This is a genomic window from Luteipulveratus flavus, assembly GCF_029439465.1.
Classification (GTDB): Bacteria; Actinomycetota; Actinomycetes; order Actinomycetales; family Dermatophilaceae; genus Luteipulveratus; species Luteipulveratus flavus.
Map to the genome: position 1 here is coordinate 146,558 of NZ_JAROAV010000010.1, position 18,105 is coordinate 164,662.

At 72.3% G+C, this 18,105-nt stretch carries 17 protein-coding genes; 7 read left to right on the forward strand and 10 right to left on the reverse strand.

The features are described 5' to 3' along the window. The first annotated feature begins 66 nt into the window (after nucleotides 1-66). On the forward strand, nucleotides 67-1,560 hold the full coding sequence (locus P4R38_RS03815) for a glycosyltransferase family 39 protein (protein WP_277191114.1): 1,494 nt from the start codon (nucleotides 67-69) through the stop codon (nucleotides 1,558-1,560). Nucleotides 1,561-1,787: 227 nt separating this feature from the next. Beyond that, on the forward strand, nucleotides 1,788-3,548 hold the full coding sequence (gene leuA, locus P4R38_RS03820; protein ID WP_277191115.1) for a 2-isopropylmalate synthase: 1,761 nt from the start codon (nucleotides 1,788-1,790) through the stop codon (nucleotides 3,546-3,548). A gap of 12 nt (nucleotides 3,549-3,560) precedes the next feature. On the opposite strand, the gene P4R38_RS03825 is transcribed toward leuA, so the two are convergent. Further along, the gene (locus tag P4R38_RS03825) at nucleotides 3,561-3,977 is read right to left on the reverse strand and encodes a hypothetical protein (RefSeq protein WP_277191116.1); all 417 of its coding nucleotides are present in this window, start codon (nucleotides 3,975-3,977) and stop codon (nucleotides 3,561-3,563) included. Between the two features lie 66 nt (nucleotides 3,978-4,043). Here P4R38_RS03825 and P4R38_RS03830 point away from each other — a divergent pair, with 66 nt between their 5' ends. The 3 genes from P4R38_RS03830 to meaB are packed head-to-tail and all read left to right on the forward strand — an operon-like array spanning nucleotide 4,044 to nucleotide 9,012. After that, a complete protein-coding gene (locus tag P4R38_RS03830; RefSeq protein ID WP_277191117.1) occupies nucleotides 4,044-5,822 on the forward strand; it encodes a methylmalonyl-CoA mutase family protein in 1,779 nt (592 codons plus the stop codon). Beyond that, complete coding sequence (gene scpA, locus P4R38_RS03835; RefSeq protein WP_277191118.1) at nucleotides 5,819-8,014, forward strand: methylmalonyl-CoA mutase; 2,196 nt, start codon at nucleotides 5,819-5,821, stop codon at nucleotides 8,012-8,014. Before P4R38_RS03830 ends, scpA begins: the two co-directional genes overlap by 4 nt. After that, nucleotides 8,011-9,012 (forward strand): methylmalonyl Co-A mutase-associated GTPase MeaB, encoded by a 1,002-nt coding sequence (gene meaB / locus P4R38_RS03840; protein ID WP_277191119.1) that lies wholly within the window; start codon nucleotides 8,011-8,013, stop codon nucleotides 9,010-9,012. The genes scpA and meaB overlap by 4 nt, the downstream gene beginning before the upstream one ends. Here the strand turns inward: meaB and P4R38_RS03845 are convergent. The 3 genes from P4R38_RS03845 to P4R38_RS03855 form a co-directional block, all read right to left on the reverse strand. Continuing rightward, nucleotides 9,005-9,814, reverse strand: a complete 810-nt coding sequence (locus P4R38_RS03845) for a maleylpyruvate isomerase N-terminal domain-containing protein (protein WP_277191120.1) — start codon at nucleotides 9,812-9,814, stop codon at nucleotides 9,005-9,007. The genes meaB and P4R38_RS03845 overlap by 8 nt on opposite strands. A gap of 69 nt (nucleotides 9,815-9,883) precedes the next feature. Then, nucleotides 9,884-10,528: an alpha-ketoglutarate-dependent dioxygenase AlkB gene (locus P4R38_RS03850; RefSeq protein ID WP_277191121.1), complete on the reverse strand. Its 645-nt coding sequence runs from the start codon at nucleotides 10,526-10,528 to the stop codon at nucleotides 9,884-9,886. Nucleotides 10,529-10,650: 122 nt separating this feature from the next. Beyond that, nucleotides 10,651-12,225 (reverse strand): phytoene desaturase family protein, encoded by a 1,575-nt coding sequence (locus P4R38_RS03855; protein WP_277191122.1) that lies wholly within the window; start codon nucleotides 12,223-12,225, stop codon nucleotides 10,651-10,653. A gap of 69 nt (nucleotides 12,226-12,294) precedes the next feature. On the opposite strand from P4R38_RS03855, the gene recO reads away from it, so the two are divergent. Together recO and P4R38_RS03865 are read left to right on the forward strand one after the other, a co-directional pair. Beyond that, nucleotides 12,295-13,056: a DNA repair protein RecO gene (gene recO / locus P4R38_RS03860; protein ID WP_277191123.1), complete on the forward strand. Its 762-nt coding sequence runs from the start codon at nucleotides 12,295-12,297 to the stop codon at nucleotides 13,054-13,056. Then, nucleotides 13,053-13,868 (forward strand): isoprenyl transferase, encoded by an 816-nt coding sequence (locus P4R38_RS03865; RefSeq protein WP_275240389.1) that lies wholly within the window; start codon nucleotides 13,053-13,055, stop codon nucleotides 13,866-13,868. Before recO ends, P4R38_RS03865 begins: the two co-directional genes overlap by 4 nt. A gap of 35 nt (nucleotides 13,869-13,903) precedes the next feature. Here P4R38_RS03865 and P4R38_RS03870 read toward each other — a convergent pair whose 3' ends face one another. From P4R38_RS03870 to P4R38_RS03895, 6 genes are all read right to left on the reverse strand, one after another. After that, entirely contained in the window at nucleotides 13,904-14,278 is a 375-nt protein-coding gene (locus tag P4R38_RS03870) for a hypothetical protein (protein WP_277191124.1), read from the reverse strand. A gap of 102 nt (nucleotides 14,279-14,380) precedes the next feature. Beyond that, entirely contained in the window at nucleotides 14,381-14,791 is a 411-nt protein-coding gene (locus P4R38_RS03875) for a Fur family transcriptional regulator (protein ID WP_275240386.1), read from the reverse strand. Beyond that, on the reverse strand, nucleotides 14,788-15,780 hold the full coding sequence (locus tag P4R38_RS03880) for a metal ABC transporter permease (RefSeq protein WP_275240385.1): 993 nt from the start codon (nucleotides 15,778-15,780) through the stop codon (nucleotides 14,788-14,790). The genes P4R38_RS03875 and P4R38_RS03880 overlap by 4 nt, the downstream gene beginning before the upstream one ends. Next, nucleotides 15,773-16,603, reverse strand: a complete 831-nt coding sequence (locus P4R38_RS03885; RefSeq protein WP_277191125.1) for a metal ABC transporter ATP-binding protein — start codon at nucleotides 16,601-16,603, stop codon at nucleotides 15,773-15,775. Before P4R38_RS03885 ends, P4R38_RS03880 begins: the two co-directional genes overlap by 8 nt. Continuing rightward, a complete protein-coding gene (locus P4R38_RS03890) occupies nucleotides 16,600-17,547 on the reverse strand; it encodes a metal ABC transporter substrate-binding protein (RefSeq protein ID WP_277191126.1) in 948 nt (315 codons plus the stop codon). Before P4R38_RS03890 ends, P4R38_RS03885 begins: the two co-directional genes overlap by 4 nt. 45 nt (nucleotides 17,548-17,592) lie before the next feature. Next, entirely contained in the window at nucleotides 17,593-17,928 is a 336-nt protein-coding gene (locus tag P4R38_RS03895; RefSeq protein WP_277191127.1) for a DUF6703 family protein, read from the reverse strand. Nucleotides 17,929-18,105: the final 177 nt, after the last annotated feature.

Consider the following 18,105-nt stretch of genomic DNA (forward strand, 5'->3'; position numbering starts at 1 on the left):
CACTCTGCCCGCGAGGGCCGACACGGCAGGCGCAACAGGCCGGCACGAGTCAGTACGATCTGGCCCGTGACCGCTCACAGGGTGGGGTCCGCAGCACCGACGGCGCGCCTCGCTCGTGCTCCGATCGCTGTCGTCCTGCTCGGTGTCGCCGTGCTGCTGCTGGTGACGAGCGCGCGCTGGGGCTACCACCGCGACGAGCTGTACTTCCGCGCGGCGGGCTACCACCCGGCGTGGGGCTACCCCGACCAGGGGCCGCTCACCCCGCTCGTCGCCCGCGCCGCAGACCAGCTCGGCGGCGGCTCGCTCGTGGTCTTTCGCCTGCCGGGCCTGCTCTGCGTGCTCGTCCTCGCCCTGGTCAGCGCGCTGATCGCCCGGGAGCTCGGCGGCCGGACGGTCGCCCAGGTCCTGACGGCCCTCGTCGTGGGCCTCGGCGGATTCCCGCTGGCCGTCGGGCACATCCTGGTGACAGCCACGATCGACGTGCTGGTGTGGGTCACGGTGCTGTGGCTCGTGGTCCGCATCGTGCGCACCGGCCAGGAGAGGCTCTGGCTGCTGGTCGGCGCGATCGCGGGGCTGGGCCTGCTGAACAAGGCGCTGCCCGAGGTCCTGCTGCTGGCCGTGGTCTTGTCGCTCGCGCTCGTGCCAGGCACCCGGCGGCCCCTGCGCAGCCGGTGGCTGTGGCTCGGGCTGCTGGTCGCGGCCGTGATGTGGGTCCCGTACCTGCTGTGGCAGGCGGACCACGGCTGGCCGCAGCTGACGTTCTCGCGGCAGATCTCGAACGAGTACTCGGCGCTCGGCGAGCGCATCGGGTTCGTGGTCGAGCAGCTGGGCATGTACGGGCTGGTGGGCGCCTTCCTCTGGATCGTCGGCGTTCGACGCCTGCTGCGCGACCGCAGCCCGTACCGAGTCCTGGTCTGGGTCTGGCTCATCGGGCTCGTCGTCTTCGTGGTGACGGCCGGTCAGGGGTACTACACGGCCGGCACCTACCCACCGCTGATCGCCGCGGGCGCGGTCGCCCTCGAGCGGCGGTTGCGCCGGCCGTGGATCGCGTACGTCGTGACCGTCCTGGGGGCCGCGGTGATGGCTCCGGCGTTCATCCCGCTCACCTCGCCGGCGACGGTCGCGGACAGCCCGGTGTGGTCCGGACTGGGGGAGAACCAGCTCGAGACGGTCGGGTGGCCGCAGCTGGTGGACCAGGTCGCCGGGGCGTACCGGTCGCTGCCCGCGGACGCTCGCGCCCGGACGGCGATCCTCACCGACAACTACGGCGAGGCCGGCGCCGTCGACCGGTTCGGTCCCGAACGCGGCCTGCCGCGGGCGTACAGCGGCATGAACGGGTACGGCCTGTGGGGGCCACCTCCGGAGTCGGCCACCACCGTGGTCGGTGTCTTCCAGGGTCGGCCGCCCGCCCCGCTGCGGGACTGCCGCCGGTACGCGGACGTGCCCGACCACGACGGCGTCGCCAACGAGGAGAGCACCGAGGCCGCGATCTACCTCTGCCGCGGGCCCGCCCAGGGATGGGCCAGGTCCTGGCCGGCCTTCCGGTACCTCGCCTCCTGAGCCGTCTCGTCTTGTGATGTGGACCTCATGCCCGAACTGTGGACGTCCGCCGAGGTCACACCTACCCTGGTGGCGTGCGGACGGCGTACGGACTTCTTCTTCGCTGCCGCGGCGAGGCCTGACGCTCGGCCTCCCTCGCCGCGGAGTTCAGTCCTGCCGGCCGAACCCGAGCACCGGGCGCCACCCTCGCGCCGTGCTCGATCCGCACCCGAACCAGAGGCGAGCAGATGATCCACCCCCAGCAGCCGACGACGATGCCGATCGGCAAGTACGTCCCGTTCCACGAGCAGATCCCGGTCGACCTGCCCGACCGCACCTGGCCCGACCAGGTCATCTCGACGGCGCCGCGCTGGTGCGCGGTGGACCTGCGTGACGGCAACCAGGCCCTGATCGACCCGATGAACTCCGAGCGCAAGCTGCGGATGTTCCAGCTGCTGTGCCGGATGGGCTATAAGGAGATCGAGGTCGGCTTCCCGAGCGCCAGCCAGACCGACTTCGACTTCTGCCGCGAGCTCATCGAGGGCGGTCACATCCCCGACGACGTGACCATCCAGGTGCTCACCCAGTGCCGGGACCAGCTGATCGAGCGCACGTACGACGCCATCCGCGGCGCGAAGCAGGCGATCGTCCACTTCTACAACTCCACCTCGGTGCTGCAGCGCCGCGTCGTCTTCGGGATGGACCAGGACGGCATCGTCGACATCGCACTGCAGGCCGCGCGGCTGTGCCGGAAGCTCGAGGAGACGGTCCCCGAGACGACCGTGTACTACGAGTACTCCCCGGAGTCCTACACGGGCACCGAGCTGGAGTTCGCCGTCCGGATCTGCAACGAGGTGATCGACGTCATCGACCCGACGCCGGACCACAAGATGATCGTCAACCTGCCCGCGACCGTGGAGATGGCGACGCCGAACGTCTACGCCGACTCGATCGAGTGGATGTCGCGTCACCTGGCCCGCCGCGAGTCGGTGCTGCTGTCGCTGCACCCGCACAACGACCGCGGCACGGGTGTGGCCGCCGCGGAGCTGGGCTACCAGGCGGGTGCCGATCGCATCGAGGGCTGCCTGTTCGGCAACGGCGAGCGCACCGGCAACGTGTGCCTGGTGACCCTGGGCCTGAACCTGTTCGGTCAGGGCATCGACCCGCAGATCGACTTCAGCGACATCGACGAGATCCGCCGCACGGTCGAGCACTGCAACCAGCTGCCGGTGCACGAGCGCCACCCGTACGGCGGCGACCTGGTCTTCACCGCGTTCTCCGGCTCGCACCAGGACGCGATCAAGAAGGGCCTGGAGGACATGACTCGCCGGTCCCAGGAGGCCGGCAAGCCGGTCGATGAGCTGGTCTGGGGCGTGCCGTACCTGCCGGTGGACCCGCACGACATCGGTCGGTCGTACGAGGCCGTCGTCCGGGTCAACAGCCAGTCGGGCAAGGGCGGCGTCGCCTACATCCTCAAGACCGAGCACCAGCTGGACCTGCCGCGACGGCTGCAGGTGGAGTTCAGCGGCGTCGTCCAGCGCCGGACCGACCTGCAGGGCGGCGAGGTCACGCCCGACCAGCTGTGGCAGGCGTTCGTGGACGAGTACCTGCCGGGGACGGGCGAGGGTGACAGTGCCTGGGGTCGGTTCGCTCCGGTCACGCACACGATCGACAGCTCGGCGGACGGCCAGGACCGCATCACGGCGACCATGCTGGACCGCGACCAGGGCGGCGAGGTCACCATCGCCGGCACCGGCAACGGTCCGATCGCGGCGTTCATCGACGCGCTCGCGACCCTGGACGTCGACGTGCGGGTGCTGGACTACGCCGAGCACGCGCTGTCAGCCGGTGACGACGCGAAGGCGGCGGCCTACGTCGAGTGCGCGATCGGCGAGCGCGTCCTGTGGGGCGTGGGCCGGCACAGCTCTATCGTGAAGGCGTCGCTCACCGCAATCCTGTCAGCGGTCAACCGGGCGCTGCGCGACGGAAAGCAGGAGCCTGCCGCCTGACGGCCGACCCGGTCACCGCAGGGCGACCAGGGCGGCGGCCGCGCCGATGAGCGCACCGACCAGCCGGATGCGGTCGACGCGGACGAGCCGATCGAGCAGGGTCGGCTCGTACGCGTCCCCCAGGCGTGCGTGCAGCGGCGCCGCGAGCGCGGCGGTCACGCCCGCCGACAGCAGGGCGCCCATCGTGCTGACGACGACGGCGGTCGAGGGCTGCGCCACCAGGCACCAGGTCAGGGTCGCGACCAGGCCGAGGTACACGACCGCGACGACCGGCGTGATGGTGCGGGAGTGGCGCTCGTGCGCGATCCGCCAGTCGTCCCGGCCCACGCGGCCCAGCGCGGGATACACCAGGAGCGTGACGGTGCCCTGGAAGCCCAGGTGCAGCCACGTCGCCGCGACCAGGCACACGAGTGCCGCCGGTGTCCTCACCCGCGGAGGCTAGCCGCGCGCGGGCTGTCGCGGCGCCGCTGCGACCCCCCGAATAGGCTGACCGCCATGATTGCGCTGGACGACGACGCTGCGCCGGATCGCCGGCAGCACTGGGAGCACGCGGTTCGCGCGGTGCTCACCCGGGCCGGACGCGACATCGGCGACGGCGATCTGGCCGCAGCGCTCGACAGCGACACGCTCGACGGGGTCGTCGTCCACGCCCTGGCCGAGCCGGTCCGTACCGATCGGGGGAGCGTGGGCGAGGCGCCGTTCACCCGTGGGGCGCCGATGCCCGGGGGCGGCTGGGACGCGCGCGCACTGCTGACGGCCGGCTCCGAGCAGGCTGCCCGCGACGCCGTCGAGGAGCTCGAGGGCGGCAGCACGTCGCTGTGGGTACGAGCGGACGGCGCCGAGGCCATGACATCGGCGCTCGCGGACGTCTACCTCGATCTCGCTCCGGTCGTCCTGGACGCGGTCGATGTGCCGGTACCCGAGCTCGCTCGCGCGCTGGTGGACCGGGCCGAGCACGCCGGGCGGGCGCTGCACGCGAGGACGAACCTCGGCGCAGAGGCGTTCGGCGCCGCGCTCCGGGACGGCGGATCCGCAGACCTCGCCGCCACGGTCGAGGTCGCCCGCCTGGCCGCCGGCGCAGGAGTACGCGGTGTGGTCGTCGACGCCACCGCCGCGTACGACCTGGGCTCGACGGACGTCACCGAGCTCGCCTTCGCCCTGGCCGCCGGCGCCGAGGTGCTGCGAGCCCTCGAGGACGGCGGCGTCGACCTGCCGACAGCGTTGCGACTCATGGAGTTCCGGCTGTCGGTGTCGGACGACCAGCTGATCTCCATCGCCAAGCTGCGGGCCGCCCGCCTGCTCTGGTCGGGGCTGGCACGCGCCGCGGGGGCCGACGCGCCGAGCACCCTGATGCACCAGCATGCGGTGACCGCACGGCCGATGCTCACCCGCTACGACTCGTGGACCAACCTGCTGCGGACCACGATCGCCGCGTTCTCGGCCGGGGTCGCGGGCGCGGAGGCGGTGACGGTGCTTCCGTTCGACACCGCGCTGGGCGAGCCCGAGCGGCTGGGCCGCCGGATGGCCCGCAACATCTCGCGTCTGCTCATCGAGGAGTCCCACCTGGACGCCGTCGCGGACCCGGCGGGTGGCGCACACGGCATCGAGCGGCTCACCGACGACCTCGCCGCCGAGGCGTGGGACGCGTTCCGGCAGATCGAGCAGGACGGCGGTCTGCGGATCGCGCTGGAGTCCGGCACGATTCGTCGCCGGATCGACGAGGAGGCAGGCGAGCGTGACCGGCTCGTGCGGACGCGACGGCAACCGGTGACGGGCGTCAGCGAGTTCCCCGTTGCGGGAGAGACGTTGCCGGTGCGGCGGCCTGAGCCCCATCCGGTACGGGTTCGCTCCTGGACGCACGAGCTCGAGGCGTTGCGTGACGATGCCGCAGCCCGGCCGGTGGTGCTCGCGGCGATCGGCGCGGTCGCCGAGCACACCGCCAGGGTGGGTTTCGCCTCGCACCTGCTGACCGCTGGGGGCGTACCTGTGGTGTCCACCGGTCCGACCGCGTCGGCGGCAGACGTCAACGAGGTGATCCGCGAATCACGTTCTGCGGTGGCTGTTCTCGCGGGTAGCGACGCACAGTACGCGAAGGAGGGTGCTGCATACGTCGAGGCGTTGCGCGACGCGGGCGTGACCTGGGTCGTCCTGGCAGGGAGACCGTCCGCCGAGCTGGAGCCACGGGTGGACGACCACCTGGCGGTGGGGCACGACGTGGTCGAGACCGTGCAGCGGCTACGCAGCCGACTCGACGGCGAAGGAGCCGAGTCATGAGCATTCCCCAGTCTTTTGCCGAGCTGAGCTGGGACGAGGCGCGCTCGACCAGGAGGGCTTCGTCCTCCGCCGGCGCTCCGAGCCACTCGACCAGCGGGTGGGAGTCGCCGGAGGGCATCCTCGTGCGGCCCTCGTACGACGCGGACGACCTCGACGGGCTCGACGCCCTGGACACCTACCCCGGGCAGCCGCCGTTCCTGCGCGGCCCGTACCCGGCGATGTACGCGACGCAGCCGTGGACGATCCGCCAGTACGCCGGGTTCTCGACGGCCGAGGAGTCCAACGCCTTCTACCGGCGCAACCTCGCCGCCGGGCAGAAGGGCCTGTCGGTGGCGTTCGACCTCGCCACGCACCGCGGCTACGACTCCGACCACCCGCGGGTCGCCGGCGACGTCGGCATGGCGGGGGTCGCGATCGACTCGATCCTGGACATGCGGCAGCTCTTCGACGGCATCCCGTTGGATCGGATGAGCGTGTCGATGACGATGAACGGCGCCGTCCTGCCGGTGCTCGCGCTCTACATCGTCGCGGCGCAGGAGCAGAGGGTGAAGCCGGAGCAGCTCACGGGGACCATCCAGAACGACATCCTCAAGGAGTTCATGGTCCGCAACACCTACATCTACCCGCCGGAGCCGTCGATGCGGATCATCTCCGACATCTTCGCGTTCACCGCGGCGCACATGCCGCGGTTCAACTCCATCTCCATCTCGGGCTACCACATCCAGGAGGCCGGAGCGACGGCCGACCTGGAGCTCGCGTACACCCTCGCCGACGGGATGGAGTACATCCGGGCCGGTCAGGCGGCAGGCCTGGACATCGACGCGTTCGCGCCGCGGCTGTCCTTCTTCTGGGCGGTCGGGATGAACTTCTTCATGGAGGTCGCCAAGCTGCGGGCGGGCCGGGCGCTGTGGTCGCGGGTGACCCGCGAGCTCGGCGCGCAGAACCCGAAGTCGCGCTCGCTGCGGACCCACTGCCAGACGTCCGGCTGGTCGCTGACGGCACAGGACCCCTTCAACAACGTGGCCCGGACGTGCATCGAGGCGATGGCGGCAACGCAAGGCCACACCCAGTCGCTGCACACCAACGCCCTGGACGAGGCGATCGCGCTGCCGACCGACTTCTCGGCCCGCATCGCCCGCAACACCCAGCTGGTCCTGCAGCACGAGAGCGGGACCACGCGGATGGTCGACCCGTGGGGCGGCTCGTACTACGTCGAGCGCCTGACCCACGAGCTGGCCGACCGCGCCTGGGAGCACATCCGGGAGGTCGAGGACGCCGGCGGCATGGCCAAGGCGATCGAGGCGGGCATCCCGAAGATGCGCATCGAGGAGGCGGCGGCCAGGACGCAGGCACGGATCGACTCCGGCGCGCAGGCCGTCGTCGGTGTGAACCGGTACCGGTCCGAGGACGCCGACGACATCGAGGTGCTGCGGATCGACAACGCCTCGGTCCGCGCCCAGCAGCTCGCGAAGCTGGAGCGGCTGCGGCGCGAGCGGGACGACGAGGCGGTCCGGGCCGCCCTGGACGCGCTGACCCACGCGGCCGAGCAGCCGGCCGGCGGCGCCGACTCGGAGCACAACCTGCTGGCGCGCGCGGTGGACGCCGCTCGGGCGCACGCGACGGTGGGCGAGATCTCCGACGCGCTGGAGAAGGTCTACGGCCGGCACACCGCCCAGATCCGTACGATCTCGGGTGTGTACCGCGACGAGGCCCGCAGCAGCGGCGGCGACGCCACCGTGCAGCAGGTCTTGGACGCGACCGAGTCGTTCGCCGAGTCCGAGGGCCGACGCCCGCGGATCCTCGTCGCGAAGATGGGCCAGGACGGCCACGACCGCGGGCAGAAGGTGATCGTGACCGCGTTCGCCGACATGGGCTTCGACGTCGACGTGGGCCCGCTGTTCGCGACGCCCGAGGAGGTCGCGCAGCAGGCGGTCGACAACGACGTGCACGTCGTCGGGGTGAACTCGCTGGCCGCCGGTCACCTCACGCTGGTGCCGGCGCTGCGGGACGCGCTCGCGGAGGCCGGACGGCCGGACATCATGATCGTCGTCGGCGGTGTCATCCCGCCGGCGGACGTCGCGACGCTGCGCGAGATGGGTGCGGCGGCGGTGTTCCTGCCCGGCACGGTGATCGCGGAGTCGGCGCTGACCCTGCTGGGCGATCTCGCCCGCGCCCACGGGCACGCGGTGTGACCGCGGGACGGGTCGACGTCGCCCGGCTCGCGGCGGGCGTACGGGCGGGGGACCGGTCGTTGCTGTCGCGGGCGATCACCCTCCTGGAGTCGACCCGCGCCGACCACCGCTCCGCGGCGCGCGAGCTGCTGACCGACCTCGCCGCCGACGACCCCGGCGCGGCGTCCGTACGACTCGGCGTCTCCGGCGTGCCCGGCGTGGGAAAGTCCACGTTCATCGAGGCGCTCGGCTCGATGCTGATCGAGCGCGGATACCGTGTCGGGGTGCTGGCTGTCGACCCGTCGAGTACACGCACGGGCGGCTCGGTTCTCGGTGACAAGACCCGGATGCCGCGGCTGGCCGCGAACGAGGCGGCGTACGTCCGTCCGTCACCGACCGCGGGAACGCTCGGTGGCGTGACGCGCGCCACCGCCCAGACGATCCCCGTGCTGGAGGCGGCCGGGTACGACGTCGTGCTCGTCGAGACCGTCGGGGTCGGCCAGTCCGAGACCGCCGTCGCGCAGATGGTCGACACCTTCCTGCTGCTCGGCCTCGCTCGCTCGGGCGATCAGCTGCAGGGCATCAAGAAGGGCATCCTGGAGATCGCTGACGTGCTGGCGGTCAACAAGGCCGACGGCGCGTACGCCGAGCAGGCGGCGACCGCGGCCAAGGAGCTCGCCGGCGCGATCAGGCTCGTCCACCCGCGGGGGAGCCGGTGGGTGCCCCCGGTGCTCACCACCTCGGGCCTCACCGGGGAGGGCATCGACCGGCTCTGGGACGCGGTGGTACGCCACCGGGAGTCCTACGACGACGGGGGCCTGGCGGCCAAGCGGTCCGACCAGCAGTGGGCGCTGGCCCGGCTGCTGGTCCAGGACGAGCTCGAGCAGCGGTTGCGGCGGTCGCGCGGGGTTCGCGAGGTCTCCGCGGACCTGCGCGCAGAGGTCCTCGCCGGCCGGCTGCCCGCTGTGAGCGCGGCCGACCGGATGCTCGCGGCGTACGACGCCGAACGGCTCAGCTGACTCCGCGGTCGACAACGGCGTGCACGGCGGCGAGCGCCGCGGAGTCGCCCTCGGTCTCGACCTCCTCGGAGGTCGGTCGGCGCCACAGCCACAGGTCGAGGTCGGTCGCCTTACCGCTGATGGTGACGCCCACCGGGCCGGTGGAGTCGGCGGCGCACTGGAAGCGATGGTCGTTGACGGGCTCGCCGCCCCACGGAGGCATGCCGGTGAACCGACCGACCGAGACGACCCACTCCTGCTCGGTGTCGGTCGCGCGGAACCGCGCGGTGTGCTCGCCGACCGTGAACGTGCCCCACGCGGGGTGGCCGCCGTACATGACCCGTAGCACCTCGTCGACGCCGTCCGCCGCGAGCTCGGTGTCGATCGGCGCGCGGTCGGTGCCGGCGGTCAGCTCGGCGTCGATGCGGTGGATGAGCGCCTCATGGGCTTGGCGGCGACGGATGTAGCCGACCGTGTGCAACGACTCGTCCGGCACCCACATCCAGCGCGGCTCGCTCGGGTCCGCGGCCGCGGCGGACTCGGCCAGGTGCGGGCTCCACCGGTCGAAGAACCGCAGCAGGCCGGTGTGGTCGGTGGGCCGCTCGGGATCGGGGAGGTCCTCGATCTGCTGCACGGTGCGCAGGTCCTCGCTGATGATCGACCCCCAGAACCACTGCACCTCACCGAGGTGCCACAGCAGGTCGTCGGTCTGCCACCCGGGGCACGTGGGAACCGGCGCGTCAGGGGCGGCCAGACGGATCGCGTCGCTGAACCGCACCGACTCGCGGGCCAGGTGCTCGAGATAATTCAGCTCGTCAGTCATCGTCAGGCACCGTATCCCGGGAGCCGTCTCCGCACGACCCGGAGCACCCGACCGTCGCCGTGAGACGGCTCACCGCACGCCGCGTGGTCGCAGCTGGATGCTGATCCGCGGACCGATCGGACGGGTCGTCTTCGGGATCGCGTGCTCCCACGTCCGCTGGCACGAGCCGCCCATCACCAGCAGGTCGCCGTGGCCGAGGACGAACCGCATCGACTCACCGCCACCCTGGGGGCGCAGCGCCAGGGCACGTGGCGAGCCGATCGAGACGATCGCCACCATCGTGTCGTGCGTGCTCGCCCGGCCCTCACGGTCGCCGTGCCAGGCGACCGAGTCCCGGCCGTCGCGGTACAGGCACATCCCTGCTGTACGGAACGGCTCGCCGAGCTCGGCGCGGTAGTACGCCGACAGCTCCGCGCGCGCCCGCTCCACGACCGGGTCCGGCCAGGGCTCGTGCTCGCCGTAGAAGCACAGCAGCCGCGGGGTGTCGACCTCGCGGTCGTACATCATCCGTCGCTCGCCGCGCCATTCCACCCCGGCGGAGCCCCCGAGGGTCAGCCGGGTGAAGAGCTCGTCGGCCCCCGTCAGCCACCCGGGGCGCAGGTCGACCCACGCGCCGCGCGACAGAGGCGTCCGCCGGACGGCACCGTGCAAGGAGCGCAGCCCGACGTGGTCGACCTGGTCCAGCAGCGAGCCCTGCAGCGCGGCGACGTCCATCCCCACACTCTAGAACACCTGTTCGGACCTGTCGATCGTTCCTCCCTCTCGTGCACCAGGGTGGGCGAGACGTCGGGTCGGTCGTCGCGGACGATCAGGGGAGGCGGCCACGGTGCGTCGGCTCAGGAGCGGTCGGCCTCCAGGACGGCGCGGGCGGCGTGGTAGCCACCCAGCCCGCTCACGCCGCCGCCTCGGCGCGAACCCGCACCGCACACCAGGACGCGGTCGTGCGCGGTCGCGACGCCCCAGCGCCGGGCCGGGGTGTCCAGCGGCTCGTCGTCCTCGGCGAACGGCCAGTCCAGCGGACCGTGGAAGATGCTGCCGCCGGACATCCCGAGCGTGCGCTGCAGGTCCAGCGTGGTCTTCGTCTCCACGCAGGGCGTACCGTCCGGCCGGCGCATCACGACGTCGTCGATCGGCTCGGCGAGCACCGAGGTCAGCGAGTCCAGGACGGCCTTCTCGAGCGCCTCGCGCTGAGCGTCGTGCGTCGCCGCGTCGAGCAGGCGGTGCGGCGTCTGCAGCGAGAAGACGGTGAGGGTCTGCGCGCCGGAGGCGTGGAGCTGTGGGCTCAGGATGCTGGGGTCGGTGAGGGAGTGGCAGTAGATCTCCGCCGGCATCGGGGCCGGCACCTGCCCGCCGGCCGCCGTGGCGTACGCGTCCTCCAGCTGGGTGTAGAGCTCGTTGATGTGGAAGGTCCCCCCGAACGCCGCGGCCGGGTCGACGCCCGCCTCGCGCAGGCGGGGCAGCCGGGACAGCAGCAGGTTGACCTTGACCTGCGCGCCCTCCGCGGCCGGCCCGGACGTCTGGGATCCGAGCAGGCCGGCGAGGACCTGCGGGGCCGCTCCGCACAGGACGTACTCGCCGCGGACGGTGTGCTCGCCGTCCGCGTCGGCGTACGAGACCGTGCCGTCGGGGTCGATCGCGCTGACCGTGCTCCCGCTACGTAGCCGCGCCCCTGCCTCGCGAGCGGCGCGTTCGAGCGCCCCCGAGACCTCGCCCATCCCGCCGACCGGCACGTCCCAGGCGCCGGTACCCCCGCCGATCACGTGGTAAAGGAAGCAGATGTTCTGCTGCAGATCCGGCTGGTGGGCCCGGGCGAACGTGCTGATCAGCCCGTCGGTGAGGACGACGCCGCGGACCAGGTCGTCCTGCAGCCGGGTCTCGATCATCTCTCCGAGCGGCCGCTCGATCAGGTCGTGCCAGATCGAGTCGTCGACGCGGGAACGCAGCTCGGCCCGGCGCGCGAGGGGCTCGGTCACGGTCGGCCACAGCGCCTCGGCGAGGCGTCCGGTGCGCTCGTACAGCTCGGCGAAGGCGTCCGCGTCCTGCCCGGCGCCGACGGCGCGGAACGACTCACGGGTGGCGGCGACGTCCTGGTTGTCGACCAGCAGCCCGGTGTCGGCGCCCGGACGCGGGGTGTAGGAGGCGTACCGGCGGCGCCGCAGCGTGATGCGCAGACCGAGGTCGTCGATGATCTGCCGGGGGAGCAGGCTGACCAGGTAGGAGTACCGGGACAGCCGGGCGCCCATGCCCTCGAACGCCTCGGCCGAGACCGCCGCGCCACCGAGATGGTCCTGCCGCTCCAGCAGCAGGACCGAGCGGCCGGCGCGGGCGAGGTAGGCCGCGGCGGTCAGTCCGTTGTGGCCACCGCCGACGATGACGACGTCGTAGGAGGTGCGGTCGGGTGAGGAGGACACGGCCGGGAGCGTAGTCCTCCGGTCGTGTCCGTGAGCGTTCTGTCGGGTACGGGGATCACAATGGTGGGGATGTCCCTGTACCGAGATGCTGCGATCGTGCTGCGCACCCACAAGCTGGGCGAGGCGGACCGCATCGTCACGCTGCTCGGTCGCAGCAAGGGCAAGGTCCGCGCGGTCGCCAAGGGCGTGCGGCGTACCCGGTCCCGGTTCGGTGCCCGGCTGGAGCCGGGCATGGTCGTGGACGTCCAGTGCTACGAGGGGCGCTCGCTGGACACCGTGACGCAGGCCGAGTCCCTCGCGCCGTACGGCGACCAGATCGCCCGTGACTACGCCGCCTGGACCGCGGCGTCCGCGATGCTGGAGACGGCCGACCGGCTCACCGAGGAGCGCGAGCCGATCACCGCTCAGTTCACGCTCCTGGCCGGTGGGCTCAGTGCCCTCGCCGCCGGCCAGCACGACTCCTCGCTCCTGCTGGACTCCTACCTGGTCCGTGCCGTGTCCGTCGCCGGGTGGGCGCCGACGTTCGACGCCTGCGCGGGCTGCGGCGCCCCGGGCCCGCACCGCGCGTTCAACCTCGCCAGCGGCGGCGCCGTCTGCTCCTCGTGCCGGCCGCCGGGCTCGGCCGCTCCCCGGCCCGAGACGTTCACGCTGCTCGGCGCGCTGCTGGTCGGTGACTGGTCGACCGCCTCGACCAGCGACGACCGCACCCGGCAGGAGGCGAGCGGGCTGGTGTCGGCGTACGTCCAGTGGCACCTGGAACGCGGTGTGCGATCCTTGCGCCTCGTGGACCGCACCGCTGACACAGCCGCCGTACGCGAGGGCACCCGGTGAGGGGTCGCCGCGCCCCCGAGCCCTCCCGCCCGGTCGTCGCCCCACCGCCGCACGCCGGCGGCGCCCGACCGCCCGTGATCCCCGCGGACCTGGTGCCGCAGCACATCGCCATGGTCATGGACGGCAACGGCCGCTGGGCCAACCAGCGCGGCCTGCCCCGGACCAAGGGGCACGAGGCCGGCGAGGCGCAGCTCATCGACGTCATCGCCGGAGCGATCGAGCTCGGCGTCAAGAACCTGTCGGCGTACATGTTCTCCACCGAGAACTGGAAGCGCTCGCCGGACGAGGTGCGCTTCCTGATGGGGTTCAACCGGGACGTCATCCGGCGCCGGGTCGACCTGCTGGACTCCTGGGGTGTGCGCTGCCGCTGGTCGGGGCAACGACCCCGGCTGTGGCGCTCGGTCATCAAGGAGCTGGAGCGGGCCGAGGAGATCACGGCCGACAACTCGGTCATGACCCTGCAGATGTGCGTCAACTACGGCGGCCGCGCGGAGATCGCGAACGCCACCCGCCGGATCGCCGAGCAGGTCGCCGCGGGAAAGCTGCGCCCGGACCGCATCGACGAGCGCACCATCGCCCGCAACCTGGACTGGCCCGACATGCCGGACGTCGACCTGTTCGTCCGGTCCTCGGGGGAGCAGCGCACCAGCAACTTCCTGCTGTGGCAGTCCGCGTACGCGGAGATGGTGTTCCTGGACACGCTGTGGCCGGACTTCGACCGCCGCCACCTGTGGGAGGCCGTGCAGATCTTCGCCGAGCGCGACCGCAGGTACGGCGGGGCGATCGACCAGTCCACCCCGACCACCGGCTGAGCACTGCGCCGTCTGGCGGTGGGTGCGACCGACGCTCAGGCCCGGGTGGTGCGTGACCGCCAGGCGAGTCCGGCCGCCGCCGCCGACACCGGCGTCCAGACGGCGCGCTCGATCGGAGACCGCGACGCGGCGTTGGTCGCTGACCCGATGCCCATCAGGACGCTCAGGCCGGTGAAGGCGATGACTCGGGATCGCGGCGAGCCGGCGCCGCTGACGATGAGGGCTGCGCCCGTGCCGTACCCCAGCGCGGCGACGCCGCTCACCACGCGGAGGCGAGTCGGGAGAACGCCCTGGTGCGCCCCGCCGTACGACGCTCGGCCCCACGGTGCACCGCCGGCGAGGGCCACCTGGAACGCGCCGATGGCCAGAAGTGTTGTCGCGGTGGCTGTTTCGGAGCGGCTCGCACGCACGACCCGAGGCTAGCGGCCCACCGAGTCACAGCAAAGGCCGGCCACGCACCTTCCGTGACGGCTCCCGAGGTGCCAGGCCAGGGCCGGCCCGGGCGCAGCCGATCAGGACTGGCAGTCGCGGCAGGTACCGAAGATCTCGACGGTGTGGGTGACGTCGACGAACCCGTGCTCGGCGCTGATCGCCTCGGCCCAGCGCTCGACGGCAGGGCCCTCGACCTCGACCGTCGACCCGCAGGAGCGGCACACCAGGTGGTGGTGGTGCCCGGTGCTGCACTGCCGGTAGACCGCCTCCCCGTCGTCGGTGCGCAGCACGTCGACCTCACCGTCGGCGGCCATCGACTGCAGCGTCCGGTAGACGGTGGCCAGGCCGACCGAGTCGCCCTGCGAGCGCAGCTGGGCGTGCAGGTCCTGGGCCGAGGTGAAGTCGTCCAGCTCGGACAGCAGGCCGGTCACGGCCGACCGCTGGCGGGTCGGGCGGCGTGAGCGGCTGGTGTCGTCGGTGCGGGTGGTCATCGCTCCTCCTTCTGGCCGGCGGCGACGATGTGGTGCTCGTCCCAGTGGTCGGCGTGCGCGGCGTGGCGCTCGCCGTCGTGCAGGTAGTCGACGTGGTCGCCGTGCCGGATCGCCGGGTGGCCGCACCCGGCACCGTGCTCGTGGTCGTGCTCGTCCAGGTGCTCCTGCCGGCGACCGCGTCGCCGCGCCAGCATCCCGCTGAGGACGGACGCGAGCACGAAGAACACGATCGTGAGGATCACGATGGTCCCGCCGGACGGGGTGTCGGCGTAGTACGACGTCGCGACTCCTCCGACGCTGGCGACGACGCCCAGCACGACCGCCAGGCGCAGCGCCGCCCGGAAGCTGCCGGTCAGCAGCTGCGACGCGGCGTTCGGCACGATCATCAGCGCGCTGATCAGCAGCAGGCCCACGACGCGCATCGACACCACCACCGTGATCGCGGTGAGGACGGCGAGCGCGATGTTGAGCGCCGTGACCCGCATCCCGGTGGCGCGGGCGTACTCCTCGTCGTTGGCGACCGCGAACAGCCGGGGGCGCAGCACCCAGGTGGTGACCACGATGACCGCGGCCAGCACCGCGAACGTCCAGACGTCGCCCCTGCTCGTGGTGGTGATGGCACCGAAGAGGTAGGAGTCCAGGTTGGTGGGCGTACCGGTGTCGGCCTTGCTGATGAGCACGACGCCGACGGCGATGCCGCCGTAGAACATGATGGCCAGCGCGACGTCGCCGCTGGTGTTCCCGCGCGCCCGCACGACCTCGATCAGCACGGCGGCCGCGACGGCGAAGATTAGTGCCGTGGCGACGGGCTGGTTACCCGTGAAGAGGCCGACGGCCACACCGGCGAGGGACACGTGACCCATACCGTCCCCGATCAGCGACAGCCGCCGCTGCACCAGGAAGATGCCGACCATCGGCGCGGCGAGGCCGACGAGGAGCGCCGCGATCAGCGCGCGCTGCATGAAGTCGTACGAGAGCAGGTCAAGCATCGGGCGCTCCCAGGTGGTCGACGGGTCCGTGGGCGCCGGTCGGGGTCGGTCGACGGGCGGGCAGCTCGTCGTCGTGGTGGTGGCCGCCGTGGGTGTGGGCCAGCTCGTCCGCGGCGCGGCGCTCGGCGTACGCCGCCGGGGTGTCGTCGAAGATCACGCGGCCGCTGGTGAGCACGACGATGCGACTGACGACGTCGCGCAGCGCTGCGAGCTCGTGGGTGACGATGAGCATGGTCGTGCCTCGCGCGACGAGCCGGTGCAGCACGTCGGCGAGGACGTACTGGCTCGCCTCATCGATCCCGGCGGTGGGCTCGTCCATGATCAGCACGTCCGGCTGGGCCGCGAGGGCGCGGGCGATGAGCACCCGTCGCTGCTGGCCGCCGGAGAGGGTGGAGACGTCCTCCTGGGCGCGGTCGGACAGCCCGACCAGCTCCAGGCTCTCCCGCACGATCTGCTGGTCCGCGCGGCTGCGGCGGGCGAACCAGCCCTGGTGCGGCAGCCGGCCGATGGCGACGATCTCCTCGACGGTGGCGCGCACGGACGCCGACAGCGTGTGCCGCTGGGGGACGTACCCGAGGCGGTAGCGGTCGCGCAGCCGCTCCACCTCGGTGCCGAACAGGCGGACCGAGCCGCCGAGGTGCTCGTTGAGGCCGAGCAGGCCGCGCACCAGGGTCGACTTGCCCGAGCCGTTCGGGCCGAGCAGCGCGACGACCTCGCCGGGCTCGACGTCCAGGTCGACGCCCCGGACGACGGCGCGGTCGGCGTACCCGAACGAGGCGCCCTGCAGCTGCAGGATCCCCGAGCCGGACGATGAGCCGCTCATGTGCACGCCTGGCCCTTCTTCAAGGTCGCCAGGTTGGACCGCATGACCTCGAAGTAGTCCTTGCCGGCGGAGGAGTCGGTGATCCCTTCGACCGGGTCGAGCACCGCCGTGGTGGCACCGGTGCTGCGGGCCACGGTCCTGGCGAACTCGGGCGAGCCGAGGGTCTCGGCGTAGATCGTACGGATGCCGTGCTGCTTGGTGTAGCGCGCGACGGCGGCGAGGTGGGCGGCGTCCGGCTCGGACTCGGGGGAGAGGCCGGCGATGGGCACCTGGTGCAGTCCGGTGCGGGCGGCGAGATAGCCGAACGCCGCGTGGCTGGTGACCAGGTTCTTCTGGGCGCAGGAGCGCAGGCCGGCGGTCAGCTCGGTCGACAGCGTGCCGAGCCGGGCGTTGAAGGACTTCAGCCCCGCGGCGTAGTCGGCCCGGTGCTCCGGGTCGGCCTTGCTCAGCCGGTCCGCGACGGCGCTCGCGACGCCCTGGTAGCGCACCGGGTCCAGCCAGAAGTGCGGGTCGGTGCCCCCGTGGTCGTGGTCGTGCGCCTCCTCGCCCTCGCCGCCGTGGTCCTCCTCGCCGACGCCCTCCTCGAGGTGCAGGTCCAGGTGAGCTGCGCCCGACACGTCGTACGCCCGGTCCCCCGCCTGGTTCCGCGCGGTCTGGTCGACGGCGCCCGAGATGCCCTTCTGGTAGACGAGCAGGTCGGCCTTGCTGACCTTCGCGACGTCCTTGGGTGACAGCTCCAGGTCGTGGGGCTCGGTGCCTGGCTTGGTGAGGTCGGTGACCGTCACGTGACTGCCGCCGATCTGCTGGACGGCCAGCTGCAGCGGGTAGAAGGAGGTCACGACGTCCATCCCGGAGGAGGCCGACGCCTCGTCGTCGCCGCAGGCCGACAGCGCGAGGGGGGCGAGCAGGGCGGCTGCGGCGGTGGCGGCGACACGTGAGTTCATGACAACCATTCTCAACTCAACTGAGAACGATTGTCAAAAAGAGGCTCAGCGAGGGACGGCCGTCACCAGGGTCAGCACCGCGGTCAGCAGCAGCAGGGCGAGCCGCATCAGCCGCTCCAGGCTCCCCAGCCGCGGCCAGCTGAGGTAGAGCAGCCAGGCGACGAGCACGGTCAGGACGCCGAAGCACACCGCGCCGACCCAGCCGCGCAGCACCGCGCCGAGCACGGCGAGCACCACGAACAGGACCAGGGGAGTGAACCGGGGCAGCCGGGCCAGCCGTTGCAGGACGGGGTGGCTCGCGTGCTCGACCCGGCTGCGTACGGCGCTCGTACGGACGGACGGCTTGGGGGCGGACGGCTGCGGCGCTGACTGCGGAGGCACGCGCAGAGGGTAGTCAGCCGGAGGGGCCTGACCAACTCTTGACCGCTGCGTGGCCGATCCCGGGACTCACCTTGGGCCGGTGCAGCCCGAATCACGCCTACGGTCCTGCCACCGGGGCCCGTACCCCGTGGCCCCTCGCACGCAGGAGATCAGGCATGAATGCTCAGACCTCGAAGC